22 protein-coding genes and 2 pseudogenes are annotated in these 25,739 nt (G+C 71.4%); 17 read left to right on the top strand and 7 right to left on the bottom strand.

The window, feature by feature from the left end; genetic code table 11:
* Positions 1–232: 232 nt before the first annotated feature.
* From AB0M18_RS21130 to AB0M18_RS21120, 3 genes are all read left to right on the top strand, one after another.
* Positions 233–6,325, top strand: a complete 6,093-nt coding sequence (locus tag AB0M18_RS21130) for an RHS repeat-associated core domain-containing protein (RefSeq protein ID WP_365760156.1) — start codon at positions 233–235, stop codon at positions 6,323–6,325.
* Positions 6,319–6,984, top strand: a complete 666-nt coding sequence (locus tag AB0M18_RS21125) for a hypothetical protein (RefSeq protein WP_365760154.1) — start codon at positions 6,319–6,321, stop codon at positions 6,982–6,984. Before AB0M18_RS21130 ends, AB0M18_RS21125 begins: the two co-directional genes overlap by 7 nt.
* A 439-nt stretch (positions 6,985–7,423) precedes the next feature.
* Positions 7,424–8,110, top strand: a complete 687-nt coding sequence (locus tag AB0M18_RS21120) for a hypothetical protein (protein WP_365760152.1) — start codon at positions 7,424–7,426, stop codon at positions 8,108–8,110.
* Between the two features lie 44 nt (positions 8,111–8,154).
* Here AB0M18_RS21120 and AB0M18_RS21115 read toward each other — a convergent pair whose 3' ends face one another.
* A complete protein-coding gene (locus AB0M18_RS21115; protein WP_365760150.1) occupies positions 8,155–8,376 on the bottom strand; it encodes a hypothetical protein in 222 nt (73 codons plus the stop codon).
* A gap of 50 nt (positions 8,377–8,426) precedes the next feature.
* Between AB0M18_RS21115 and AB0M18_RS21110 the strand changes: the two genes are divergently transcribed.
* The 7 genes from AB0M18_RS21110 to AB0M18_RS21080 all read left to right on the top strand — a co-directional run bounded on the left by AB0M18_RS21110 (position 8,427) and on the right by AB0M18_RS21080 (position 13,688).
* Positions 8,427–9,269 (top strand): hypothetical protein, encoded by an 843-nt coding sequence (locus tag AB0M18_RS21110; protein WP_365760148.1) that lies wholly within the window; start codon positions 8,427–8,429, stop codon positions 9,267–9,269.
* Positions 9,270–9,357: 88 nt separating this feature from the next.
* Positions 9,358–9,720: a DUF1304 domain-containing protein gene (locus AB0M18_RS21105; protein WP_365760146.1), complete on the top strand. Its 363-nt coding sequence runs from the start codon at positions 9,358–9,360 to the stop codon at positions 9,718–9,720.
* A complete protein-coding gene (locus tag AB0M18_RS21100) occupies positions 9,717–10,283 on the top strand; it encodes a TetR/AcrR family transcriptional regulator (protein WP_365760144.1) in 567 nt (188 codons plus the stop codon). The genes AB0M18_RS21105 and AB0M18_RS21100 overlap by 4 nt, the downstream gene beginning before the upstream one ends.
* Positions 10,284–10,653: 370 nt before the next feature.
* Complete coding sequence (locus tag AB0M18_RS21095; protein WP_365760142.1) at positions 10,654–11,358, top strand: MarR family transcriptional regulator; 705 nt, start codon at positions 10,654–10,656, stop codon at positions 11,356–11,358.
* A gap of 142 nt (positions 11,359–11,500) precedes the next feature.
* On the top strand, positions 11,501–11,848 hold the full coding sequence (locus AB0M18_RS21090; RefSeq protein WP_365760140.1) for a roadblock/LC7 domain-containing protein: 348 nt from the start codon (positions 11,501–11,503) through the stop codon (positions 11,846–11,848).
* A gap of 19 nt (positions 11,849–11,867) precedes the next feature.
* A complete protein-coding gene (locus AB0M18_RS21085) occupies positions 11,868–12,281 on the top strand; it encodes a hypothetical protein (protein ID WP_365760201.1) in 414 nt (137 codons plus the stop codon).
* 222 nt (positions 12,282–12,503) lie between these two features.
* A complete protein-coding gene (locus AB0M18_RS21080) occupies positions 12,504–13,688 on the top strand; it encodes a hypothetical protein (RefSeq protein WP_365760138.1) in 1,185 nt (394 codons plus the stop codon).
* A gap of 20 nt (positions 13,689–13,708) precedes the next feature.
* Here the strand turns inward: AB0M18_RS21080 and AB0M18_RS21075 are convergent, their stop codons facing one another.
* Positions 13,709–14,635, bottom strand: coding sequence for a LysR family transcriptional regulator (locus AB0M18_RS21075; protein ID WP_365760136.1), 927 nt, complete (start codon positions 14,633–14,635; stop codon positions 13,709–13,711).
* Between the two features lie 184 nt (positions 14,636–14,819).
* On the opposite strand from AB0M18_RS21075, the gene AB0M18_RS21070 reads away from it, so the two are divergent.
* The 3 genes from AB0M18_RS21070 (at position 14,820) to AB0M18_RS21060 (ending at position 17,836) form a co-directional block, all read left to right on the top strand.
* Positions 14,820–16,031 (top strand): cysteine desulfurase-like protein, encoded by a 1,212-nt coding sequence (locus tag AB0M18_RS21070; protein WP_365760134.1) that lies wholly within the window; start codon positions 14,820–14,822, stop codon positions 16,029–16,031.
* 159 nt (positions 16,032–16,190) lie between these two features.
* A complete protein-coding gene (locus AB0M18_RS21065; protein WP_365760132.1) occupies positions 16,191–16,895 on the top strand; it encodes a type 1 glutamine amidotransferase domain-containing protein in 705 nt (234 codons plus the stop codon).
* Between the two features lie 35 nt (positions 16,896–16,930).
* Positions 16,931–17,836: a LysR family transcriptional regulator gene (locus AB0M18_RS21060; RefSeq protein ID WP_365760130.1), complete on the top strand. Its 906-nt coding sequence runs from the start codon at positions 16,931–16,933 to the stop codon at positions 17,834–17,836.
* Positions 17,837–17,882: 46 nt separating this feature from the next.
* On the opposite strand, the gene AB0M18_RS21055 is transcribed toward AB0M18_RS21060, so the two are convergent.
* Positions 17,883–18,281, bottom strand: a complete 399-nt coding sequence (locus AB0M18_RS21055) for a MarR family transcriptional regulator (RefSeq protein WP_365760199.1) — start codon at positions 18,279–18,281, stop codon at positions 17,883–17,885.
* A 169-nt stretch (positions 18,282–18,450) separates the two neighbouring features.
* On the opposite strand from AB0M18_RS21055, the gene AB0M18_RS21050 reads away from it, so the two are divergent.
* A complete protein-coding gene (locus AB0M18_RS21050; protein WP_365760128.1) occupies positions 18,451–19,578 on the top strand; it encodes an NADH:flavin oxidoreductase in 1,128 nt (375 codons plus the stop codon).
* 37 nt (positions 19,579–19,615) lie between these two features.
* On the opposite strand, the gene AB0M18_RS21045 is transcribed toward AB0M18_RS21050, so the two are convergent.
* A complete protein-coding gene (locus AB0M18_RS21045; RefSeq protein ID WP_365760126.1) occupies positions 19,616–20,245 on the bottom strand; it encodes a LysE family translocator in 630 nt (209 codons plus the stop codon).
* Between the two features lie 120 nt (positions 20,246–20,365).
* Between AB0M18_RS21045 and AB0M18_RS21040 the strand changes: the two genes are divergently transcribed.
* Both AB0M18_RS21040 and AB0M18_RS21035 read left to right on the top strand, forming a co-directional pair.
* Positions 20,366–20,845 carry an Lrp/AsnC family transcriptional regulator gene (locus AB0M18_RS21040; protein ID WP_365760124.1) on the top strand — a complete coding sequence of 160 codons (480 nt, stop codon included), beginning with the start codon at positions 20,366–20,368 and terminating at the stop codon, positions 20,843–20,845.
* A gap of 54 nt (positions 20,846–20,899) precedes the next feature.
* Positions 20,900–22,636: an Imm49 family immunity protein gene (locus AB0M18_RS21035; RefSeq protein ID WP_365760196.1), complete on the top strand. Its 1,737-nt coding sequence runs from the start codon at positions 20,900–20,902 to the stop codon at positions 22,634–22,636.
* 18 nt (positions 22,637–22,654) lie between these two features.
* Here AB0M18_RS21035 and dmpG read toward each other — a convergent pair.
* Positions 22,655–23,354 (bottom strand): annotated as a pseudogene (gene dmpG / locus AB0M18_RS21030) (4-hydroxy-2-oxovalerate aldolase).
* Between the two features lie 61 nt (positions 23,355–23,415).
* Positions 23,416–23,928: pseudogene (locus tag AB0M18_RS21025) on the bottom strand (acetaldehyde dehydrogenase (acetylating)); the annotation flags it as partial.
* Between AB0M18_RS21025 and AB0M18_RS21020 the strand changes: the two are divergent.
* Positions 23,926–24,369, top strand: a complete 444-nt coding sequence (locus AB0M18_RS21020; RefSeq protein ID WP_365760122.1) for an IclR family transcriptional regulator C-terminal domain-containing protein — start codon at positions 23,926–23,928, stop codon at positions 24,367–24,369. The pseudogene AB0M18_RS21025 and the gene AB0M18_RS21020 sit on opposite strands and share 3 nt — an antisense overlap.
* 63 nt (positions 24,370–24,432) lie before the next feature.
* On the opposite strand, the gene AB0M18_RS21015 is transcribed toward AB0M18_RS21020, so the two are convergent.
* Positions 24,433–25,716: an FAD-dependent oxidoreductase gene (locus tag AB0M18_RS21015; RefSeq protein WP_365760120.1), complete on the bottom strand. Its 1,284-nt coding sequence runs from the start codon at positions 25,714–25,716 to the stop codon at positions 24,433–24,435.
* Positions 25,717–25,739: the final 23 nt, after the last annotated feature.

Below are 25,739 nucleotides of genomic sequence, written 5' to 3'. Positions count from 1 at the left end.
TCTCAGATCTACCTCAAATGGCAGACAGGATTTCCCGGTGCACTGTTAGCGTTCGGCGACATTTTCGCTTGGCATCGAGAGGTCAGGTGTGAGAGTGAGACGGATACGTGGTTCCGCTGCTGCTCTGGCAGTTGCGGTCACGATGGGCGTACTGCCTGCGGCGCAAGCCGTGGCGGCGGATCCGGAAGAGATAAATCCTCTTCCGGGACTGCATCAGCCCGAACCTGTTGCGGTGAAGAATTCACCCATCGGCGGCACGAAGAAGAAGGCCGACGCCGCGTCGGCTCATTCCTGGAAGGGCGCCCCCGAGGTCGTCTGGCCGGGCGCCGGCTCCGCCGAGGTGAGCCTGCCCCCGGCACGCCGCGCGACGGCCGCCCGGCAGGCCGCCCCCGAAGCCGTCAAGGCGGGCGGCCTCCCGGTCAGGATCGCGCTGACGGACGCCGGGACGACCGGCCCCGCACCGACCGCCACCAAGGTCGAGGTCAGGGTGTCGGAGCGGCAGGCGGCCCGTCGGGCGGGCGTCGACGGGCTGCTGCTGTCGGTGGGCCGGTCCGACAAGGCGACGAAGCCGGCCCGGACCCGGGTCCAGGTCGACTACAACTCCTTCAAGGGCGCCTACGGCGGTGACTGGGCGGCACGCCTGCGTCTGGTGCAGCTGCCGGCCTGTGCGCTGACCACGCCCGAGAAGGACGCGTGCCGGATCCAGAAGCCGCTGGCCACCACGAACGATGTGCGGGCGGGCACCCTGTCCGCGCCGCTCGCCCTGTCGGGCGCGACGGTGCTGGCGGCGACGGCGGGCTCCGAGAGCTCCTCCGGCGACTACAAGGCCACCAGCCTCCAGTCCTCCGGAACGTGGAGCGCGGGCGAGTCGACCGGGGCCTTCGCCTGGTCCCAGCCGATCGACGTGCCCCAGGTCCCGGGCGGCATACAGCCGGCGATCTCCCTCGACTACAACTCCCAGTCGGTGGACGGCCGGACCGCGGCCTCCAACAACCAGCCGTCGTGGATCGGCGACGGCTGGAACTGGGAGCCCGGCTTCATCGAGCGGCGTTACAAGTCGTGCAACGACGACAAGACCGATGCGACCAACACCACGCGCGTCGGCGACATGTGCTGGTTCAACGACAACGCCACCCTGTCGCTGGGCGGCAAGTCGACCGAGCTCGTCTACGAGGCGGGCAAGGGCTGGCACCCGGCGGTCGACTCCGGCGAGAAGGTCGAGAAGCTGACCGGCGCCACCAATGGCGACGGCGGCACGGACGGTGTCGACGGCAAGGGTGAGCACTGGAAGGTCACCACCACCGACGGTACCCAGTACTACTTCGGTCTGAACCGGCTGCCCGGATGGAGCGACCACGGCACCGCGGCCGACGACCCGGTCACCAACTCCGCCTGGACCATGCCGGTGTTCGGCAACCAGTCCGGCGAGCCCTGCTACAACGCGAGCTTCGCCGCCGGCTGGTGCCAGCAGGCCTGGCGGTGGCAGCTCGACTACGTGGTCGACCCGCACGGCAACGCCATGGCGTACTACTGGAACACGGAGAAGAACAACTACGGCCGCAACGTCTCCGAGACCACCGGTGACTCCACCGCCACCCCGTACGTCCGAGGCGGCTGGCTGGACCACATCGACTACGGTCTGCGCTCCGGTGCGGTGTACACCGGCAAGGCCATGGGGCAGGTGGACTTCGGTGTGACCGATCGCTGCCTGACCACGTGCGGCACCTTCGACGAGACCAACGCCGGGAACTGGCCCGACGTCCCCTTCGACGCCTACTGCAAGGACGGGGTGGAGTGCAAGGACAACTACTCGCCCACCTTCTGGTCCCGCAAGCGGCTGACGTCCATCACCACGAAGGTCCTCACCGGCGGTGTCTTCAAGGACGTCGACACCTGGACCCTCGCGCAGGACTTCCCGGCCTCCGGTGACGGCATCTCCACCCCGATGTGGCTGAAGTCGATCCAGCGCACCGGCAAGGCGGGCGGGAGCGTGGCGCTCCCGCCCGTGACGTTCGCCGGCGAGCAGAAGGCCAATCGCGTCGACAAGACCGGTGACGGCCTCGCGCCGTTCATCCGACTGCGGCTCTACCAGATCACCACCGAGACCGGCGGCACCATCGGCGTCACCTACTCCCAGCCGGACTGCACGGTCACCACGCTCCCGGCCGCGGACGCGACCAACACCACCCGCTGCTACCCGGTGAAGTGGGCGTACGAGGGCTACGACGCCAAGCTCGACTGGTTCAACTCCTATGTGGCCACCCAGGTCGTCGAGGGCGACAACCTCGTCGAGTCCCCGGACAAGGTGACCACCTACTCCTATCCGGGCGGTGCCGCCTGGACCAAGAGCACCGACGAGATCACCGAGGCCGACGACCGCACCTACTCCGTGTCCCGCGGCTACGGGCGGGTCCAGACCCGCACGGGTGCCGGCTCAGACCCGCGGACCCTCACCGAGAGCCGCTACTTCCGCGGTCTCGACGGCAAGAGCGTCACCGACTCGGCCGGCGTCGGGGTCACGGACCGCGAGCAGTTCGCCGGCCTGAAGCGGGAGGCCGTCACGTACGTCGGCGACGACACCTCCAAGCCGGTCACCGCCACCTCCTACACGCCGTGGCGCTCCGCGCTCGTCGCGTCCCGGACCCGCACCGGTCTGCCGGCGCTCGAGTCGTACAGGACGGGCACGGAGAAGGAGCAGACCCGCACCACGGTCACCGGCGGCACCCGCACCACCGAGATCGCCCGCACCTTCGACTCCTACGGCATGGTCGCCACCGAGTCGTCCACCGGCGACACCACGAAGACCGGCGACGAGAAGTGCGTCACCACCAGCTACGTCCGTAACACCACGGCCCACATCCTCGACAAGGTCAGCCGCGTCGAGACCGTCGCCGTGCCCTGCGGCGGCACCGTCTCGCGGCCCGCCGACGTCATCGACGACGTCCGCACCTCCTACGACGGCGGCGCGTTCGGCGCGGCACCGGCCAAGGGCGACGTCACCAAGACCGACCGCATCAACGGCGCCGGCTCCGGCTACGACGTCGTGTCCAGCACCCCGGTCGCGGACTTCGACCTCTACGGTCGCGGTCTGTCGGCGGCGGACGCCTACGGCAAGGTCACCACGACCAGGTACACCCCGGCCACCGGCGAGGTGCCGACGTCCGTTCTCGTCACCAACCCGCGGGGGCACGCGGCGACCACCACGATGGACCCGCTGCGCGGTCTGCCGACCCAGGTGAGCGACGCCAACGGCAAGATCACCACGACCGCGTACGACGCGCTCGGCCGGAAGACCAGGGTCTGGCTGCCGACCCGCTCGGCCGTCACCTACCCCGACTCCCCGAACCTCGTCTTCGAGTACCAGGTGCGCAACGACGGCCCGATCGTCGTCACCACCAAGTCCCTGAGCCACGACTCGAAGTACAAGACCTCCTACTCCTTCTACGACGGCCTGCTGCGGGACCGGCAGACCCAGCAGACCTCGCCCGACCAGTCCGGCCGTCTCGTCACCGAGAACTTCTACGACACCCGCGGCCAGGTCTGGCGGGCCTCCGGCACGTACTACGCCACCGGTGCGGCCGAGCCCGTCCTGGTCACCGGACGGGAGCTGGAGTATCCGGCGTCCACCGACACCGAGTACGACGGCGCCGGCCGCGTCACGGCCGTCGTCGCCCGGCGCTTCGGCGACGAGACCCGGCGCACCACCACCACGTACACCGGCGACACGACCACCGTCGTCCCGCCGAAGGGCGGCATCGCCACCACGGCGGTCGTCGACGCGCTCGGCCGCACCGTCGAACTGCGGCAGTACAAGGACGCCGCACGTACGCAGTACCAGTCGACGCTCTACCGCTTCGACCGGAAGGGGCGCGCCGACCGGCTCACCGACCCGTCCGGTGCCGCGTGGTCGTACGGCTACGACGTCCGCGGCCGTCAGACGCTGATCGACGACCCCGACAAGGGAACGGTCAGGACCGGTTACGACGTGGGCGACCGCCCCGTCGACGTCACCGACGCGCGCCTGATCACCCTGCACACCGACTACGACGAGCTCGGTCGCAAGACCGCCGTGAAGAAGGGCACCACGCTCCTGTCGTCCTGGGAGTACGACACGGTGGCCAAGGGCCAGCTGTCGAAGTCGACCCGCTGGGTGGACGGCCAGGCCTACGAGTCGGCGGTCACCGCCTACAACAGCCTCTACAAGCCCGTGCTCACCCAGCTGACCGTCCCGGCCCGGGAGGGCGCGCTGGCGGGCACGTACAAGTGGACGACCTCCTACAACCTCAACACCGGGCAGGTGATGTGGACCCAGCAGCCGGCCATGGGCGGGCTGCCGGCGGAGAAGGTCGCCAACACGTACACCCCGGTGGCGGGTCTGCTCGCCACGGTGGGTGCCGGGACGGACGCGCTCCTTTCCGCGAGCACGTACGACCACTACGGCCGGGCCGTCCGGCAGGACTTCGGCTCCTTCGGCCAGAAGGTGATGGTCTCCAACGTCTACGACGACCACACCGGGGCACTGACCGAGACGTACACCGACCGGGACGCGGCTCCGCAGCGCGTCGAGGACACCCGCTACGGCTACGACCCGTCCGGCAACGTCACCTCCGTCGCCACCGCGTTCGGCCAGGACGCGGCCCGGACCACGGACACCCAGTGCTTCGCGCTGGACGCCCTGGCCCGGATCACCGAGGCCTGGACCAACACCGGTGCGGCGTGCGCCTCCGCGCCTTCGGCCTCCGTGGTCGGCGGCCAGGACGCGTACTGGACGTCGTACGCGTACGACGCGCTGGGCAACCGCACGGCGGAGACCCGGCACACCACGTCCTCCGGGCCGAGCGCGGACACGCTGCGCACCTACGCGGCGCCGGCGGCGGGCACCCACATGCTGCCGAAGGTCACCCAGACCGGCACCGAACCGCACGAGGAGAACTTCACCTACGACGCCGCGGGCAACACCGAGACCCGCACGATCGGCGGCGCCGCCCAGCAGACCCTGCACTGGGACGAGCAGGGGCACCTCGGCTCCGTGACCGAGGGCACGACGGAGACCGCGTCCTACATCTATGACACCGAGGGCCAGCGGGTCGTCGCGAAGGACACCGGCGGCACCACGCTGTACCTCCCCGGAGGCAACGAACTCCACCTCAGCAAGGCGGGGGTGCTCACCGGAACCCGATACTACGGCGCCGGTGACAGGACCATCGCGGTGCGGACGGGCGGCAAGCTGACGTTCACGCTCTCCGACCACCACGGCACGGGCACGACGCAGATCACCGCGGACGCGGTCCAGACGGTCACCCGTCGCAAGTCCACGATCTTCGGCGCCCCGCGCGGCACCCAGCCGGCCGGCTGGACCGGCGACAAGGGCTTCGTCGGCGGTACGAACGACACCGCGACCGGCCTGGTCCACCTCGGCGCCCGCGAGTACGACGCGGCGCTCGGCCGCTTCGTCTCGGTGGACCCGCTGTTCGTCACGGACGACCCGCGCCAGCACAACGCGTACGTCTACAGCAACAACAACCCGGTGACGCTGTCGGACCCGGCGGGCACGGAGATCGGCTCACCTCCGAACTCGTGCCTGTACGACCTGAAGTACTGCTCGAAGAAGGAGCAGGAAGCGGTCGGCTACAACCCGAAGACCGGGAAGGTGACGCCGTCGAGCGGCGGTGGCGGTGGCGGCGGCGGTGGCGGCAGCAACGCCGCGCCCCACTACTGCGACGGCTGTGTCCCCCTGAAGCCGGCGAAGCCGGTGGAACTCCCCAAGGGGGTCGTGGTGCCGGACGGAGGAGCCGATGTGGTCGAGAGCTACACGGTGCACGGCGGGACGATGAGCTGGACGGACTACTCGACGGGTGCGAACGTCAGGACCGTGAGCACGGGGTACCGGGAGATCTTCACCTATTCCTACGCCGACATGGTGTCGGCCACCCAGGAGTTCTCCGACTCGTGGGACTTCGAGCTCTCCGTGAACGCCGAGACCACGGTCACGGCGGGCTTCCTCGGTACCGGTGCCGAGGCCAAGGTCGGTGTCGGCGCCAAGGTCGCCAAGGGCTTCAAGTGGGGTGACACCGATTCCAAGGCGGGAACCACGACGATCGCCCAGGCGAAGCAGGTGGACTGGAAGGCCGGCCAGCACGTGGGGCTCGTGCCCGCCGGCTATCTGCAGCAGTACACCACCGTGTACTACCACAAGGGAGGCAGGATCAGCACGAAGAACTGGACGGCGTTCGAGGTGCACTCCTACGAACCCCATGTGTTCAAGAGCGACCCGCCGAACATGGTGAACCTCCGGACCTTGGCATGCTCGTCGCCGGCATGTTGAGCACCAGGACCGCCCTGCTGGCGGGGCTCGCGCTCGTGGGTGTGCTGCTCGTGGGCTGCGAGCCGTCCGCCGACTCGCCCCGCGCGACGGTCTCCTCGCCGAGTACCTCGCCGAGTGTCTCGCCGAGCAATTCACCCGGCGTCTCACCCGATGGCGGACCGACGGCGGGACCGGACGATGAGTACGGCTGGCAGTCGTACGTCGGTGGCCTGCCAGGGCCCGAGCACGGGACCGTCACCCGTGCCGGGGTGAGCCTGGCCCGGCAGGCGGCCGGCTACCGCTTCTATCTGTGGGAGACCTCCAAGAACGAGGTCTGCACCGCTCAGGTGGAGGAATCGGTCCGCCAGGCGCGCGAGGTGGTCTGCGGTGATGCCGAAGAGGCGGCCCCCGCGAAGGGCTCGCGGCTCGCGCGGCTCGCGGGGCCGGGCACCGGTTTCGCCGAGTGGTACGTCATGATCGCGGCGGACCCCGGCGCGAAAGTGGCCGGGATCGCGCACGAGGGCAAGGCGTTGTCCTGGAGGTACGTCAGGACGCTGGGGCCCGGTACGACCGGACGGGACGTCTATTACGTCACGCTGCCGGAGGAGACCTACGGATGGCTCGACGTCGCTCTGACGTCGGCCGACGGGCGGCCCGTGAAGGACCGGCTCCGACTCTGACCTGCCGCGCGACGGCGGGGGCGCTCTCTTCACGCCCCCGCCGTTCGCGTTTCAGCCGTTCGTCAGAGGTCAGGGCGGTGTCCCACCAGGCCCTGGCGTCCGCGATGTTGCCGGGTACCGGCCGGGTGGGCGGGGGGCTCGATCACCGGGAGCGGCCGCAGCCGCTGGATGACCCGGCACACCGTCGCGGTGTCACCCCGGTTCTCCTCCGCATCCCCGTCGATGAGAACGGCGCGGCGCCGCCAGAGACAGTCGGCAAGACGACCTAAGCGTCAGGCGGCGTCGGAGTACTGGCCGAACAGACCGCGACAGCCGCTCAGGGCGTCTTGCCCGCAGGCGGGTGAGCCCGCAGAATCCCGAAGTTCTTCCCATGGACCCGAGGGGCCCACTATGTTGAACATGTTCAGTTGAACACGTTCAGATAACAGGGGGGCAGATCATGACAGACCTGGACCAGGGACGCGCCGCACCCGTCGTCCATCGACTGCAACGAGGGCTGGCCGCCGCCGCCGCGGCCATCGCCCTACCCGTCACGGCCTGGGGCGTCCAGATGCCGGGCTCCCGAGGGTTCTTCGTCGTGACGTGCCTCGTCGCGGTGGTTCCGCTGCTGCTTCTGCGTGAGCCGAAAGGCTTCGTCACCGCATGCGTGACCGTGGGGGTCCTGCTCCTCGGATGGGGGGTGCTGGGGGTCTTCTTCGGGATGTTCCTGTTCTGGCCCTCGGCTCTGCTCCTGCTGTTCGCCGCGCTCGCCGACCCGCGCCGACGCCCCGTCACCGCCAAGGTCGTCGGCGGCGTCGGCGCCGCGGTGACGGCAGCGGCTCTCGTGGGCTGCGTCGCCTTCGCCTGGCACTTCTACGTCGGTCCCGCGCTGGCCGAGCCCCACACCTTTCGCGCCGAGACCGATTCCGAATGGTTCAGAAGCAGCGACCTCGGAGACATCAAGGACCGGCTGAAGCCGTTCGGAGCCACAGACGCGACAGGAACGGGGTCCGACGAGGGCTCGTACCTCGACGTCCGCTTCCCCGACCAGCTCTCCGGGCCCGAGCGCGACGCCCTGAAGAAGGAGATCGCCCAGCTCCCCGGCATCGTCAGGGTCGACCTCTGTCCGGTGTCCGAGTGCGGCTGAGGCAGCCCGCGCGGCGCGCTCGCGGCGCCCGGGGAAACGGTGCGCTACGCCCGGGAGGAGCCCAAGGCGATGTCCGCGTCCGCGCCGCCCCAGCCGGCCGCGGTGTGCCAGGTGACGTCGACACGGAAGATGTCGCGAATCGTGTCCACGGACCAGTCCTCGGCGGGCGGTTCGGAGTGGACGAGGTAGAGACGGTCGGCCGGTTCGGACAGGGTGTGGTTGATCTCGATCTGAGGTGGCGCGCGTCCGCCCCGGCTCCGCCCCACCGGCGGCGTTGCGCCCGGCCGGCGGACGACCGGCCGTCTAGTCTCGGCCTGTGGGAGAGCCCGAACAGCGCGCCGAGGGTGTGGGACCGTTCACCACCCGACTCACCTGGCACCCGCCCGGCGGCGGAACCGCCGTCTGGGAATCCCGGCCCGCCCGGCGCCGCGGCCTCATCGCCGTCCACCCGCCCGGCGCGGCCGCCCCTCGTCACGCCACTGCCGACGACACCGGCCTCGCCCGGCTGCGCAGGCTCAACGCGATCGCCGCCACCGCCTTCGTCCTCGGCGGAGCACTCTTCGCGGCCGGCGCCGCCGTCGCCCAGTTCGGCTCCGGCGACGCGACCACCTGCGCCTCGATCTACTTCGCCGGCGGTCTGTTCTTCAACACCGGCGGCTATGTGTCACTGCTCCAGGTCGTCAACGCCCCGCGCCACATGCCCGGAGGCCAAGGCGCCCTGGTCACCCACCCGTGGCGGTGGTGGAGCTACGAGCCGACGCGGGTCGACTGGCTCAGCGCGTTCGTCCTGTTCGCCGGCACCCTGGTGTTCGCCGTCGACCTGCTCGACTCCTTCCTGCAAGGTCTGACCGTCCACCAGATCAACCGGCTGATCTGGGCTCCCGACGTGATCGGCTGCGTGCTCTTCCTGATCTCCGGCCACCTCGCGTTCGCCGAGATCTGCCACGGCCGGCCGTGCGTCCGCCGGCGCGACCTCGGCTGGTGGATCGTCGCCGTGAACCAGCTGGGCTCGGTCCTGTTCATGCTCTCGGCACTCGCCGCCTACACCCGCCCCGACACCGGCAGCCTGGTCAACGCCGACATCGCCGACTGGGGCACTCTCACCGGCGCCCTCTGCTTCTCCGTCGGCGGCGTCCTCCAGTACGCCGAACGCCCCTGAGCCGGCCTGAACCGTCCAGAGATCACAGACAGGTGTCCATGTATTCTGGACACCTGTCTGTCATCGATTCTTGAGGAGTGGAACACCCATGGAGACGACTGCGCACGTGCTGGTCGCACTGGTGGCCGCGCTGCACGCGTACATCCTGGTTCTGGAGATGTTCCTGTGGGAGAAGAAGCCGGGGCGCAGCCTCTCCGGCTTCGACGCGGACATGGCCCGGGCCACCGCCGGGCTCGCCGCGAACCAGGGGCTCTACAACGGGTTCCTGGCTGCCGGACTGGTCTGGGGTCTCATCGCGGAGGATCCGACCGGGTTCCGGGTCCAGGTCTTCTTCCTCGCCTGCGTGCTCGTCGCCGGGCTGTACGGCGGCTTCACCGCCAACCGGCGCATCTTCGTCGCCCAGGCGCTGCCCGGGGCCCTGGCGCTGGCCGCCGTCCTGCTCGCCGGGTGACCGACGTGCCGGCCGATCCCCGTACGGAGCGGACCCGGGCCAAGCTGCGCCAGGCGCTCCTCGACGAATGCTCCCGACGCCCGCTCGCGGAGGTCAGCGTCGCCGCGCTGGTGCGCCGGGCCGGAGTCGGCCGCGCGACGTTCTACCTCCATTACGCGGACCTGGAGGCGCTCGCCGTCGACGCCTGCGCCGACATCGTCCGCGAGGCGGTGGACGCCCTCCACGCGTGGCGCGGCTCGCCCGACCCCACGACCCCGCCGCCGGCCCTGCCGGACTTCTTCGAGCGCCTCGCCCCGCACGCCGGGCTCTACCGGGAGCTGCTCAGCCCGGGCGGCAGCGGCCCCCTCGGCCGCGTGCTGCACCAGGATCTGCGGGCCCGCAGCCGCACCGAGCGCGCCCTGGCCGGAGCACCGGAACCCGACCTGGTCGCCTCCGCCGTGGCCGCGACCTTCGCCGGGGTGCTCGCCGACTGGCTGCACGGTCTGATCGAAGCCACCCCGAGCGAGATCGCCCGGCGAGTCTGGCGCCTGCTCGTCAACCTGCACCGCACCCCCCTGCCCTGACGGACCGTCTGCCGCCGCGGCACGAAGGAACTCGTACGAATCTGACCCTTGATTCGATCTTTCACCAGGTCTACTTCGCCGTAATGTTGCAGATTCTGTCACATGATGTCTCTGATGGAATGTTTGTCCAGTCGACTGGTAAATATTTCCACGCCGGTGTCACACCCCAGACGCCTGTACGAGATTTCTCGTCCCGAGACTGCGACAGGCCTGGAAAGGGTGGGTTCTGCTGGACACGAGCAACTGCCCGCACCGTGCCCGGCACCGACTGCTCTACCTCGCCCTGGCTCAGTGCAGGGCGGCCCGTTCCACCCTCGTCCTGCGGGTTCACGGCCGGCCCGGCGGAGTGTTCCACCTGAGGCAGGGGCATGTGTTCGCGGTCGAGACGCCGGGGGCCCCGAGGGCGGAAGCACTGCTGCTGCGCTCCGGACGGGTCAGCGCGGCGGACTGGGCGACGCTGTCGCCGACCGGGATGCTCGTGCCGACGGCGGAGCTCGTGGCGAGGGGCCACATCGGGGCGGCCGAACTGCAGGTGGTCACGTTGATGGCCCTCCGCGACGCGGTCTTCGCCGTCGTCGCGGGCGAGACCGCCGAGTGCGTCGCCCTCCCCGAGAGCGCGCCGACGGCCCCCGCCGTCGGCGGGGACGACCCGCTCAAGCTCCTGGACGACGCCGCCCGGAAGGTCGACGGACTCGCCGCGCTGCCGCAGGCCGTTCTCCCCGATCGCGAGCGGGTCGTCGCCGGCCCCGGTGTCGTGGGGGCGGCCGAGCACCTGACCCGGCATCGCAGGGAGATCCTCTTCCACGCCAACGGCAGGCGTACCGCACGGGACATCGCCTTCGTGGTGGGCCGCGGCGTCTACCAGGTCACGGTCGAGGTCTCCCGGATGCTCGCCGAGGGGCTGCTGAAGCGGGCCGGCCGGAGCGAGGTGCTCGGCACGGCGAGACCGTCGTCGGTCCCGGCGCTCGAACCACGACGTGCGGCACATGGTCCGGGCAGGGTGGGCGAGGTGGCGAGTCTGCCGTGCCGCGATCCCGGGGCCAGCGGTTTCACGATGAAGTCCCGTCTCGGATGAGTCCGCGGCGGGTTGCAGGGGCTCCGGATGCGGAGCCGTACCCGAGCGGTGAACACGGGGGCCGTCGGCCCATGAGTGCTCGGGGAAGCGACGAACATGTGCGAAGGGAAGCCGAATGGACCATGACGCATTGACCGGGGAGATGAGAGGGCTCCGGGATCAGATCCCCGGAATCACCGACACGGCCCTGGCGGCCGTCGACGGAATCCTCATCGCCTCCGACACGGAAGACGGCATAGAACCCAACGGCCTCGCCGCCCTGGCCGCGGCCAGCCTCGGCCTCGCACGCCGGACCACCGGCGCGACCGGCCGCGGGTCGCTGCGCAGGACCGTGGCGTACGGCACCACCGGCTGCGCGGCGGTCTACGCCGTGGCCGATACGGCGCTGATGGTCGTCCTCGGTGACGAGGGGATGGACCTGGAGCGGCTCCACCTCGAATCGCAGCCGGTCCTGAAGCGTGTCGAGGCCATCCTGTCCGGAAGGAAGTGACGACGTGGTGACGAATCCGGTGCAGCAGGGATTCTCGGACGCGATCCAGGGGCTGGTGAAGGAGCTACGGGCCGAGGCCCCCGACTGCGTGGCGGCCGGGGTGGTCGACATGGGGACGGGCATGCTCCTCTCCTACGAGACCATCGACAGCCACCCCCCGGAGGTCCTGGACCTGCTCGCGGGGGCCACCCTGGACCTGTTCCAGGGGCGCACGGTGGTCCTGATCGAGGACGTGTTCAAAGAGCGTCGTGGTGTCGCCAACGAGCAGCACTACTTCCAGGAGATCCTCGTCAACAGCGCCAATCTGACGCATCTGTTCATCCGCATGACCGAGAGTCAGGACGTCGTCGCGGTCGTCGTCTGCCGCAAGTCGGTGAACGTGGGCATGCTCTTCGCGCAGGCCCGGCGCGTGGTCAAGGCATACGGGCTCTGACCCTCTGCGGGGTCCACCGCCCCGTGCCGTGCGCGCTGTCGGACTCGGCCGGCGGCGCGCACGGCCTGGCGTACGTCCCGCGCCCCGCTTGACGGCCAGGAGTGCGAGAGGCCTGCCGTGGGCCCGAACCCTCGGTTCACGGCGGCGTGGACGGGGTACCGCTTCCCTCGCCCGCGCCACGCACCATACTGGTCGGGACCCGATCACCCACCGAACGGTTCCATGGCCAAGAACAGCACTTCACCGACCGCCGTCCCCGCCACCGCGTGGCTCGGGCGTGGGCGTCACCTCGGGCCCGAGCCCGAGCGGGACGTCCGGCGCAACCTGATCGCCCTCAAGGCAGCCGGGGTGATCGACGACTTCCTGGACCTCGATCCCGTCGAGGCGGCCCGCTCCACGGATCTGTTTCCCCGGGACGAGGCCGCCGACCCCGGCCCGTCCGCCCGCCGCCTGTTCGAGGCGCGCTGGAGGGTGGGCGACGGGGTCACCGTACGCGCGCAACTGACCACGTACGAGCCCGAGTCCCGTCGTACGGACTCCGAGGGAGTCGGCTGGGTCCTCGCCGCCGAGGCGGAGCGGGCGTGGGAGGAGGGCTGGCCCGCACCCTCCACCGTGTTCTGGCCGGACAGCGACCAGGTCGCATGGGATCACCACACGGTGCCGGGTGTGCGTCTGCGGGCGGTGAACCATCTGCCCAAGGACGACGACGAGGTGCGCCGTCTGCTGCGGACCTGTGCCCGGCAGAGCTGGTACATCCATGTCGTCGTGCACGAGGCGATGACGCCGGACGTGCTGGGGCGGCAGCCGGTCACGGCGTTCCTGCCGCCGAGCCTGCGTCACCGGGTGGTCGAGCACCGGGCCGCGCCGGAGCAGGCGCTGATCGCCGACTTCGCGCTGAAGCGGGAGCTGGGTGTGGGGATTCCGCGTGGCGGCGCCGTGGTCCTGCCTCCGGCCGCGCAGGTCGCCGGCTACGACCCCGAGCACTTCACCGTGCGCAACATCTTCCTCGACGGGACGGAACCGACCGAGTTCCTCGACAGGATCAAACGGTTCGCCTCGCTGCCGCAGCCGCTGCCGGCCGACGCCGAACCGGTCCTGACGCGGCTGCGCCAGGGCTGGCACCTGCTCACCCCGGACGAGGAACTGGTCCACGCCCGGGCCATGGTCACCAGGTACGCGAAGGCACTCGAGGCCATGACGGCGTCCTGCGACCTCTACCGGGAGGCCGCCGAATCGGCGCTGGCCGCGCTCGCCGAAGCGACCAAGGGCAACGGCACGCCCCAGACGCCCGCGGCGCCGTCCGCGGCGGCGGCCAAGCAGAACACGTCGCCGCTGAGGGCCCTCACGAAGTCCTTCACCCGTTTCCGCGGTCCGAACGGACAAGGGCCGGACGCGCAGGCGCCGTAGCGTGCGCATGGCCGGCGGCGCTACGCCGGGACGCTCTTCAGCGCTTCGGCCAGCAGGGCGACCAGCTCGTCGATGACCGGAGGGCGGGTGCCGGGTCTGCTCACCGCGAGGACCTCGCGGCGGAGCGGTGCGGACCCGGGTGGCAGGGCGACACGCTGGACCGTGGGCCGGTCTCCCTCTTCGCCGAGGAGGGTGACCGGGATCAGGCCCACGGCCAGTCCGGCTCTGATCATGGCGAGCATGCTGTGCAGGTCCTCGGTCTCCAGGGTGACCTCCGGGGCGATCCCCAGTTCTCCGGCCCAGCGTCGCAGCAGTCGCCGGTCGGGATGGTGCGGCTGGCCCGAGGTCCATCCCCTCTCCAGGCAGTCCGCCAGTGCCAGCGGGCGACCGCCCGGCTGTGGGCCCGCGACGAGGACCAGCGGCTCGTACCCCAGGGAGGTGGTCACCCACTCGGGAGAGGTGACCGGCGGGTCCTCGGGCAGATACCGGTAGGCGATGAGCAGATCGAGATCACCCGAGGTGACCCTGGGCAGGCCTTCCCGGGTCTCCACGATGACCAGGCGGATACGGGCGGCGCCGCGGTCCCCGGCCTGGAGTGCGGACAGGACCCCGGGCAGCAGATGGCTCACCGCGCTGGGGTAGGCGCCGACCCGCAGTTCGGCGATCTCGCGGTTCGCGATGCCGTCGGCGGTGTCCCTGAAGCGAGCGGTCGCCTCGAAGAGCGTCCGTGCCGCCTGCGCGAGGGAGCGGCCGGCGGCGGTCAGGATCAGCCGGCTGCCCGGGCGGCGGACGAGCAGCTCGATGCCCATGTCGCGCTCCAGCGCGGCGATGTGCTGGGACACCGCCGAGGGCACGTAGCCGAGGGCCGTCGCCGCCTCGGCCATGGAGCCGTGGTTCACCACGGCCAGGAACGTGGACAGGAGCTTCAGATCGGGCTGGGACTTCATGAATCGTGAACTCTCGCTTCTTGATCCATCGCTTTATGTGTCGGGGCGCCGGTGCCAGAGTCTAGGGAGCCCGCCCGGGCGAGCGTGCCCCCGCCCGCACGGCCCACGCCGCCCGATCCCCCGCGTCGCCCCGGCGGTGTCCGCAGGAGCCCGCGCTCCCTCCTCGCATCCGAAAGCTGAGGCCATGGCCATCGACCTGCCCGCTCTGCGGGCCCACTTCCCGTCCCTCGACACCGGCCTCGCCTTCTTCGACGGCCCGGGCGGGACCCAGACACCTCGCCCCGTCGCCGACGCCATCGCCGCGACGCTCACCGGCCCGCTGTCCAACCGGGGTGTCCTCAGCCCGTCCGAGCTCAACGCGGAGCGCGCCGTGGCGGACTTCCGCTCCGCCTGTGCCGACCTGCTCGCCGTGCCCGCGAACGGCGTCGTCCACGGGCGCAGCGCCACCCAGCTGACCTACGACTTCTCCCGCCACCTGGCGAAGGACTGGAAGGCCGGCGACGAGATCGTCCTGAGCCGCCTGGATCACGACTGCAACGTCCGTCCCTGGATCCAGGCGGCCGAGCGCGCCGGGGTGACGGTCCGCTGGATCGAGATGGACGGCGCGACGACGGAGCTCGACCTCGATTCCTTCGAGCGGGCGCTGTCGCCCCGGACGCGGCTGGTCGCGGTGACCGCGGCCTCGAACGTCCTGGGCACCAAGCCGCCCGTCCGCCGGATCGCCGATCTGGCGCACGAGGCCGGTGCGCTGGTGTACGTGGACGGAGTGCACTACGCCGCGCACCACCTGGTGGACGTACCCGCCCTCGGCGCCGACCTGTTCGTCTGCTCGCCGTACAAGTTCCTCGGACCGCACTGCGGTGTGCTGGCCGGCCGGCCCGAGCTGCTCGAAACGCTCCGCCCGGACAAGCTCCTGCCGTCTCCCGACACCGTGCCGGAGCGCTTCGAGTTCGGCACGCTGCCCTACGAGATCCTGGCGGGAGCGACCGCGGCCGTCGACTTCCTCGCCGCGCTCGACCCGGGCGCGGCGGTCACGCGCAGAGAGCGGCTGGCGCGTTCACTGGGTTCCCTGCACCGGCACGAGCAGACGCTGCGCGCCAGGCTGGAGGAGGGCCTGCACGCCCTGGGCGACGCTCTCACCCTGCACTCGAAGGCGGCCGACCGCACGCCGACCCTCCTGATGACCCTCGAAGGCCGCGACGCCCGCGACGCCCAGCAGCACCTGGCCGCACACGACGTCCTGGCCCCGGCCGGATCGTTCTACGCGTACGAACCCTTCACCGCGCTGAAACTGGCGGACCCCGCGCTCCGGGTCGGCCTCGCACCGTACAACACCGACGGCGACGTGGACCGGCTCCTCGACGGGCTCTCCTCCTTTCTCCGGCCCGGCCACTAGCCGCCCAGGGAGCCGTGCGCAACTCAGATCCATTACATATCTTATGGATGGAGAGGAGCGAAGGGATGATCCGTGATGGATGCTGGGGTTGTTCCCGGTGCCGCCCCACGAGGCCGGCGCCGTCTCTTCCCTCCACACGACACAAGGCCAGGCACACTCATGTCGAAGATTCTGATGGTCGTCTCCGCCGCCACCACCCTGAAGCTGGCGGACGGATCCACCCACCCCACCGGCTACTGGGCCGAGGAGGTCGCCGCCTCGCACAAGGTCCTCAAGGCCGCCGGCGCCGAGGTGGACATCGCCACACCGGCCGGCGCCCGGCCGACCGTCGACGCGCTCAGCCTCAGTGAGCAGGGGGGCGTCTCCGAGAGCGACGCCGAGGAGTTCCGCGCCTACCTCGCCGGGATCGAGGGGCAGCTCGCCGCGCCGCTCACGCTCTCCGAGGTGCGCGCGAGCGACTACGACGCGATCTACATTCCCGGCGGCCACGCCCCGATGACAGACCTCGCGCACGACGCCGACCTCGGCAGGCTGCTGAACGAGGCCGACGCGCAGGGCAAGGCCGTGGCCGCCCTGTGCCACGGTGTCGCCGGGCTGCTGAGCGCGACCCGGGAGGACGGCGGCTTCACCTTCGCCGGCAGGTCGCTCACGTCCTTCACCGACGAGGAGGAGCGCCAGGGCGGTCTGGGCGAGAACAGCCCGTACTTCGTGGAGAGCCGACTGCGCGACAGGGGTGCCGTCATCCGGACCGGCGCTCCCTGGAGCAACACCGTCGTGGTGGACGGCAATCTGATCACCGGTCAGAACCCGCAGTCCAGCACCGGCACGGCCGAGCGCGTCCTGAAGGCGCTCGCCACCGTCTGAACCCGGCCTGTGCAACCGAGGAAAGGAGGGGCCGCGTGACGAGCCTGGATCTGCTGGCCACGTTCCTGGAGATCTACCGGGCGGGGTCCCTCTCGGGCGCCGCCGAGCGCCTGGGGATCTCCCAGCCCGCCGTCACCGGCCAGCTCGCCCGGCTGGAGGAGCAGATCGGGGAGCCGCTCTTCCTCCGCTCCCGCAAGGGCGTCTCCCCCACGCCCCGGGCCGCCGCCCTCGCGGCCCGGGTGAGCATGCATCTGGACGGGCTCGCCGACGTCCTCGGCTCGGCGCAGGCCGAGCCGACGCTGAGCGGCACGGTACGGATCGGTGGCGCGGCCGAGGCGATGACGGTCCGGGTCCTGCCCGCGCTCGCTCCCCTCACAGGGCGCGGCCTGTCCCTGCACGTCACGCTCGGGCTCGCCGACGACCTGCTCGCCGCTCTTGTGGACAGGCGACTCGACCTGGTCGTGTCGGCCGTCCGGCCGACGCACCGGGAGGTCCTGGCCGTGCCCCTGGTGGACGAGGAGTTCCTCCTCGTGGGTGCGCCGGCCGCCGCGCACACCGTGAGCGCCGAACGGCTCCGTACCAGCCCCGCGGACGCCCTCGCGGCCCTCCCCCTCGTCGCGTACGCGCAGGACCTCCCGATCGTGCGCCGCTACTGGCGCAGCGAGTTCGGGCACCGGCCGGTCAACCCGGTCGCCCTCGTCGTCCCCGACCTCCGGGCCGTCCTCGCCGCCATCGAGGCCGGGGCAGGCATCTCCGTCCTGCCGCGCTATCTCGCCGAACCGGCCCTGAGCGCCGGCCGCGTCGTCCAGCTCCACGAGCCCGAGGTTCCGCCCCTCAACACCCTCTACGCGGCGACGCGCCGCGGCGCCCCCGACAACCCGGCCCTCGTCGTCGTCCGCGACCGCCTGATCGAGGCGGCCGGACGCTGGGGCGGCCTGTGAGCAACGCAGACCCACACCGCACGCGGAAGCTCGCCGCCGTGGCGGGTCAGTCGGCAGGCGTGGCCACGAAGACCCGTTCGAGCAGGGCGTACAGGGTGTCCCGGTCCTGCTCGCCGAGCCTGGCCAGGCCGTCGTGCGTGATGTGCATCTTGGCGCGGATCGCGTCGGTGACCCGCTCGCCCTCGGCGGTGAGGATGACGTTCTTGACGCGCCGGTCGGAGGCGTCCGCCTCGCGGCGCACGAGGCCGCGCTTCTCCAGGCGGTCGATGATCCCGGTCATGTTGGAGGCGTCGCAGGTCATGGTCTCGGCCAGGGCGCGCATCGCGGCGGGTCCCCGGCGCAGCACGGTCAGGGCCTTGCCCTGGCTCGCCGTGAGGTTCTCGCTCGCCGCCGCGACGGTGAAGTCGCCGTAGTAGACGCCGAGCGACACCGAGAGCAGCTCCATGAGCCGGGCCGTGTCGGCGCGGGGCGCTTGCGTGCGAGGAGCTTCTGTCATGGAAGCCAGTCTAGCCGGAGAAACTTGACTACCTCAAATATCGATGTCTACCTTCATCCCGTTGCATGAAGTTCTCAAGCATCAAGGTTGTCAAGCAGTAGCCCTGAGGAGCGTCCCTGTGACCGTCACCGCGTCCCCCGCCTCCCGCGCGGCCGAGATCCTTTCCCGGCCCGTCGCACTGAACGGCCTGACCGTCCCCAACCGCATCGTGATGGCGCCGATGACGCGCATGTTCTCCCCCGGCGGTGTTCCCGGTGAGGACGTGCGGTCGTACTACGCCCGCCGCGCCGCCGCGGGCGTGGGCCTGATCGTCACCGAGGGGACCTACGTCGGCCATGACTCGGCCGGCCAGAGCGACCGGGTGCCGCGGTTCCACGGCGAGGAGCAGCTCGCGGGATGGGCGAAGGTCGCCGCGGCCGTGCACGAGGCGGGCGGCACGATCGTGCCGCAGCTGTGGCACATCGGCATGGTGCGCCGGCAGGGCCAGGCACCGTATGCCGAGGCCCCGGCCGTGGGCCCCTCCGGTATCCGCGTCGACGGCACCGAGGGCACCGGCAAGGCGATGACCCAGAGCGACCTGGACGACGTCATCGGCGCCTTCGCCGACGCCGCCGCGGCCGCCGAGCGCATCGGCTTCGACGGCGTCGAACTGCACGGCGCCCACGGTTACCTCGTCGACCAGTTCCTGTGGGAGCGGACGAACCGCCGTACCGACGCCTACGGCGGCGACGCCGTGGCCCGTACGAAGTTCGGAGCCGAGATCGTGGCGGCGGTCCGCGCGGCCGTCTCGCCCGAATTCCCGGTGATCTTCCGCTACTCGCAGTGGAAGCAGGAGGCCTACGACGCGCGGCTCGCGGAGACCCCGCAGGAGCTGGAGGCCATCCTGGCCCCGCTCGCCGCGGCCGGCGTCGACGCCTTCCACGCCTCCACCCGCCGCTACTGGCTCCCGGAGTTCGACGACTCGGACCTGAACCTGGCCGGCTGGACCAAGAAGCTCACCGGCAGGCCCACCATCACCGTCGGTTCGGTCGGCCTCGACGGCGACTTCATCCGCGCCTTCGCGGGCGAGGGCGCCGCGCTCGGCAGCCTCGACAACCTCCTCGACCGCATGGAGCGCGACGAGTTCGACCTGGTCGCCGTCGGCCGCGCCCTGCTCCAGGACCCGGAGTGGGCGGCCAAGGTCCTGGCGGGCCGGAGCGACGAGCTCAAGCCGTACGACGCGGCCGCCCTGAAGACGCTGAGCTGAACCCCGTGAGCCGGGGCGGGTCCCCGCCCCGGCTCCGTCAGGCGATCAGGCGCTCCGCCAGCAGGAGGGCGCCGATGGCGATCATCATCGCACCGGAGACCCGAGAGACCGTCCGGGCGGCCGAGGGCCGGGTCGCGAGCACGGTGCGTGCCAGAAGGCCGACCCCGAGGTAGACGACGGCGCACACGGTCAGGTGCACGGTGCTCAGCAGCCCGGTCTGCGCGGTGACCGGCCAGCCCGTGGCGGGGTCGATGAACTGCGGGAACAGGGAGAAGTACAGGAGCAGCGCCTTGGGGTTCAGGCCGCTGGTCCCGGCGCCCTTGAGCACGGTCCGCACAACAGAGGCCCCCGCCGCCCCCTGAGCCCCTTCCGGCGAGGCCGACGGCGTGGCGGGCTGCCGGAACACGCCCCAGCCCAGCCACAGCAGGTAGCCGGCGCCGGCCACGGTCAGCGCCGTGAGCACGTTCGGCGAGTTCGCCACGATCACCGCCAGGCCCGCGACCGCCATCAGCGCGTACGCCGTGTGCCCGACGATCAGTCCGGCGACGGCCGGGACGACCGAGCGGTCCCGGAGGCCGGCGGAGATCGCGTAGGCCCAGTCGGCACCCGGGGTGAACACCAGCAGCAGGTCCACTGCCAAAAAGGCCGCCAGTGTCGTCGTGTCCACGATGGTTCCCTCGGTTCCTTCTCATACTTCTTGCTCTGCATGGGAAGGCTAGGGCGGATATGCCCGAAAGTGTTTCCGTTCTTACCCCATGATCGCGTGATTCGGGGGAGAATCTTCTCCATGGATGCCCTTGATCGGAAGATTCTTACCGAGCTGCAGCTCGACGGCCGTCTCACGGTCACCGAACTGGCCGCCCGCGTGCAGCTCAGCGTCTCCCCCTGCCACCGTCGTCTGCGCGACCTCGAACGCGCGGGCGCCATCCGCGGCTACCGCGCCGTCGTGGACCCGAGCGCCGTCGGTCTGAACTTCGAGACGCTCGTCTTCGTGACCCTGCGCTGGGAGGACCCCGACACCGTCACCGCCTTCGAGGAGGCCGTCGCCGCGATCCCCCACGTCCTGCAGGCCCAGCGGCTCTTCGGCGAACCCGACTACCTCCTGCGGGTCGCCACCGCCGACCTCCCCGCCTTCCAGCAGCTGTACGACCGGCAGCTCGCCCGGCTGCCCGGTGTCCAGCGCCTGACGTCCACGCTCGTCATGAAGAACGCCGTCGACGACCGCCCCCTGCCCGACAGCGACCGGGCTGTCGGATCCCACGTCTAGGCTGACCCCGAGAGTCGATCAAGGAGCGGGGCAGTGCGGATAGAGCGTCACCAGGTGGGCGGGGCCGTCGTGTCGGCGGCACGCGAGGACTTCACGAACCGCATCGGGGGCCAGGTGCGGTCCATGTCGCGGGGCGGCCGGATGACCACATACGAATGGCAGTCGATCGCCGACGAGTTCCTCGACTACCTGGGCGCCCTGTCGGTCGAGACGCCCGACCTCGACACGCCGGAGGCCCGGGCCGCCCTCAAGGACGCCTCGGAGGCCGCGGCCGGCGCCGTCGCCTACGCGGCGTACCACCCGCACTGCAGCTTCCAGATCTTCCTGGACTACGTGAACTTCGGCATGAGCTACGACCCGGGTGAGGACGCCCCGGCGGAGAGCGTCACGCCCGGGGAGTGGATCGACGCGCTGTGTCTGTCGGTCCTCAGGGACAAGGCCAAGTGGCACGGCGAGGCGTTCCACTTCGCCCGGGAGAAGTTCGCCGAGCGGGCCCAGGGAACGCCCCTCGGGGAGCTCGCCACCGGGCTGACGGCCGTGGTCATGGACGACACCGGCGACGAGGAGGAGTACCCGCCGAGCGCGCGGGCCAAGCTCGCCGCGGTGGACGCGGCCCTGGACCGTGTCCGTACCCGCGCCGGGGAGACCGGCGAGCCCCTCCTGGACGATCCGCACAGCGCGTCGCTGCGCACGCTGCGCGCCCTGGCCGCCGAGGACCAGGCCGCGTTCGACGCCGCGCTGGCCGACCTCCTGGTCGGGTACAGCGCTCTCCACGGGCCCTCGGCCGCCCCGCGCAGCCTTCTCCCGCTCGTCCCGATCGCCCTCGCCGCGCTCGCGTACCGGACCCTGGGCTGGGTGCCCGCCGTCCGTACCGACTACCTCCCGTACGCGCTGGTCACCGGCTTCGAGTCCCGGGGCCCCCGGGTGGCGGGGTTCGGCAGGGACCGGCGGCCGGACGCGGTCGCCGCGCTCGCCGAGGGCCCGCTGGTGGTGGAGCGGCCGGCCTGCGAGTGGACGGTGGATCCGCAGACCGAGGTCATGTACGAGCAGCACGTCCGGGAGGCGGTCACCGCCGCCGAGGGAAGGCCGCTCGCCGTCCGGCGGCTGAGCGGTGTCATGGGCGATCAGGAGCGCCTGTTCAAGTGGCGTGCGGGGACGCCTGACGGCATCACGGACGTCGATCTCGCGCACCTCCGGCTGGCCTCCCGGATGGCGGCGGCCGTGTTCCGTGTCGCCCTCGCGGAGCCGGGCACCGAGGCGGAGGTGACCATCGACGGCCGGAGGCTGCGCTACCCGGCGAAGCGGGGCGAGGCGGCCGGCGCCGGGAACTGGCACACGGCGACCGCCCTCGCCCTCATCACCGGCGTACGCGAGGACCTCGCCCCGCTGGTCCTCACCGGGCCCGCCTTCGCCCGCCCCGACGGCTCCGCCTTCACCGCGTACCGCGAGGCCCTCCACGCCTATCTGACGGGCCGGGATCCCGAGGCGGCCGCGCAGCGGGCGCTGCAGCAGGCCGAGAAGGCCAAGGACTGGGGCTTCGCGATGCCTCCGGCGGTGCTGCTGTCGCAGCTCGTGGAGGGCGACGAGGAGAGCTTCAACCTGGCCCTGGCCGACGCGCTCGAAGCCCACCGCGACTACTACCGGGTCGCCGACCGCGCCGACGATCCGGATGCGGCCGTCGACCTCGACATCCTCGCCCTGGCCTGCCACGCCCGCCGCCGCGGCTGGGCGATCCGGGTCGAGTCCCCCTACCTGCCGGAGGCCGTCCTGCGGGCCGCCGAACCCTTCTGAGCCGCCGGGCTTCGCGTGTCAGCGGGCCGCCGCCAGTCCCAGGGCGATGTCCAGGATCATGTCCTCCTGGCCGCCGACCAGGCGGCGGCGTCCTGGAGGCGGAAGAGGTCGCAGCCGTGCTCGAAGCCCGACAGGTCGGCGACGGCGACGAAGGCCTCGATGGGGCAGTTGCCCGCGCCCGCGCCCTGGCCGGCGAGGGAGGCGTCGACGCGGCGGACGCCGTTCTCGACCGCGACCACCGAGTCGGCGACGGGGAACGAGAGGCTCTCGTGGGCGTGGATGCCGATCTCGGTCTCCGGGTCGAGGACGTCGCGGTAGGCGCACCCGGGCGGCGGCGTCGTTCATCGTCAGCCGGCCGCCGGAGTCGGTGACGTACACGCACTGGGCGCCGTACGACTCCATCAGCCTCGCCTGCTCGGCGAGCTGCTCGGGCTCGGCCCTGTGGGAGAGCATCAGGAAGCCGGAGACGTCCATGCCGAGCTCGCGGGCGGCGGCGATGTGCTGCGCGGAGACGTCGGTCTCGGTGCAGTGGGTGGCCACCCGCACGGAGCGGACGCCGAGGTCGTAGGCGTGCTTCAGCTCGTGGACGGTGCCCACGCCCGGCAGCAGCAGGGTGGTGAGGCGGGCGCGCTCGAGGCCCGAGGCGGCGGCCTCGTCCAGGGCCACGACGATCCGCTTGACGTCGTCCGGGGGTGATGCGGTGCCGTACGGCGTGCATGCCGTCCCGGAGCGTGACGTCCTGGACGAAGATGGGAATGCTCGGGGTCGGGGTGCTCACTTCAAACCTCCTTCGCGGCGGCGATCTGCTCGGCCATGCGCACCGCGGCCGGGGTCATGATGTCGAGGGTTCCGGCGTACGCCGGGAGGTACATGCCGGCGCCCTCGCCCCTGAGGAAGACCGAGACCTGGTGGGTCGGCCGGGTGGCCGCGCCCTCCGCGAGCAGGGTCTCGACCGGCTGGTCGGCCGGGATCTCGGTGATCTGGACGCCCTGGACCATCCGGTAGCCGGGGACGTACGCCGAGGCCTCGGCGACCATCTTCCGTGCCGACTCGGTGATCTGCGCCTTCGCGGTCTCGCCGTCCGCGCCCTCGGGCAGGGTGGCCAGGGCGAAGACGGTGACGCGCATCATCAGGGGCGGCTCGGCGGGGTTGAGGATGATGATCGCCTTGCCCCGCTCGGCGCCGCCGACCTTCACGATCGCCGAGGACGTCGTCTCGGTGAACTCGTCGATGTTGGCCCGGGTGCCGGGGCAGGCGGACTTGGCGGCGATCGAGGCGACGATCTCGGCGTGCGCGAGGGTCACGAGGTCGTCCACGTCGCCAAGATCGGCGGGCACCGCCAGGCCAGGACGCCGTCCCGCGCGGGCGGGCGGATGCCGTTGCACTGCACGGCCATCGGCAAGGTGCTGCTCGCCCACGCCGGCGAGGACGAGCGGACGGCCGTCCTGACCGGCCCGCTCGAACGGCGTACGCCGCACACCGTGATCGCCCCGGGTCTGTTGCGCCGGCAGCTCGTGAAGGCGGTCGAGACCGGGGTCGCCTACGAGCGCGAGGAGTCGAGACCGGGTCTGCTCTGCGTCGCCGCGCCGGTCCTCGCGCCCGACGGCCGCACGGCGGTCGTCGCCGTCAGCGTGACCTGCCCGGTCGGGCGCTTCCGCCCCGAGTCCCACGCCAACGCCGTGCGCGCCGCGGCCACGGCCCTGGGCTCCACCCTCGCCCGCCGACGGCCCTGAGACGCCCGGTGGCCGGGTGCGGCGCCCATCGCGTCGCACCCGGCACGGCCGGATGGCGGGAGGTCAGGCCACCGGCTCCTCGATGACGGCCGAGGAGAGCGGGATCGGCGTGAACATCTCCGGCTCCTCGTCCGGCGTCAGCGCCGTCGGGCCGTACACCCAGTCGGTGAAGGAGTAGTCGTAGGTGTCGCGTGCCCGCATGATCGCGTTGCGCCGCAGCCGCGGCTCCCCGTCCAGGTGCCACAGCGCGCCCCAGACGCGGCCCGTGGTGAGGATCCGGCGGCAGTGCTCCACCCGGACGGCCTCGTAGGCGGCGAGTGCGCCGTCCCACCCCGGCTCGGCGCCCGCCGGGGCGGCCTCGGCGAGGCGCGCGTAGTGCTCGGCGAGCACCCAGCCGTCCTCGATCGCCATGATCGCGCCCTGCGCCATGTACTGGAGCGGCGGGTGCGCGGCGTCGCCGAGCAGGGCGATCCGGCCGTGCACCCAGGTCTCGATCGGCTCGCGGTCGAACATCCGCCACCAGCGGTCCCGCCACATCAGCGGAATGCCCTGGAGGACGGTGTCGCAGCTGCCTTCGAAGGCCGCGTCCAGCTCGTCGGGGGTGCCCCAGTCCTCCAGGCCGGCGATCGCCTTGGGCGACTCGAACACGGCGACCTGGTTGAACATCTCGCCGCCGCGCAGGGCGTACTGCACGAAGTGGCGCTGCGGGCCGACGTAGACGGTGACGTCGTTCGCCGCGACGCCGTTGTCCTGGACCTGCTCGATCGGGACGGCGGCGCGGTAGGCCACGTAGGAGGAGCTGACCGGCTCGTCGCCGATCAGGTCGCGGCGGGCCACCGAGTGCAGCCCGTCGGCTGCGACGACCAGCGGCGCGGACTCGACGCGCCCGTCCTTGAGGCGGACCTGGGCACCGCCCTCGGTGTTCTCGTAGGCGACGACGGTCTGGTTGTTGAGGAGTTCGACCCCGGCGCGCTCGCAGGCGCGCAGGAAGATGCCGTGCAGGTCGCTGCGGTGGATCACCATGTACGGGAAGCCGTACCGGCGCTCCAGGTCGCGCAGGTCGAGCCGGGTGAGCTCGCGGGAGTCGACCGCGTCGCGCATCACCATGTTCTCCGGGACGACGCCCAGCGACTTGGCCTCGTCGAGCAGGCCGTAGTCGGCGAGGATGCGGGTGCAGTTCGGGGCGATCTGCAGGCCGGCGCCGACCTCGCCGTACTCGGGGGCCTGTTCGAGGACGCGCACCTTCAGGCCCTTGCGGGACAGGGCGAAGGCGGTGCCGAGGCCGCCGATGCCGCCGCCGACCACCAGCACGTCGGGCCGCGTTGCGGAAGTGGGTTCAGGGTTCATGAGCTGTTCCTTGCGGGTACGGG

This window comes from Streptomyces sp. NPDC051909 (genome assembly GCF_040681095.1).
In the GTDB taxonomy this organism is placed as follows: Bacteria; Actinomycetota; Actinomycetes; order Streptomycetales; family Streptomycetaceae; genus Streptomyces.
The sequence above is the reverse complement of the archived record's forward strand: the minus strand, read 5'-3'. Positions and strand labels throughout refer to the sequence as shown.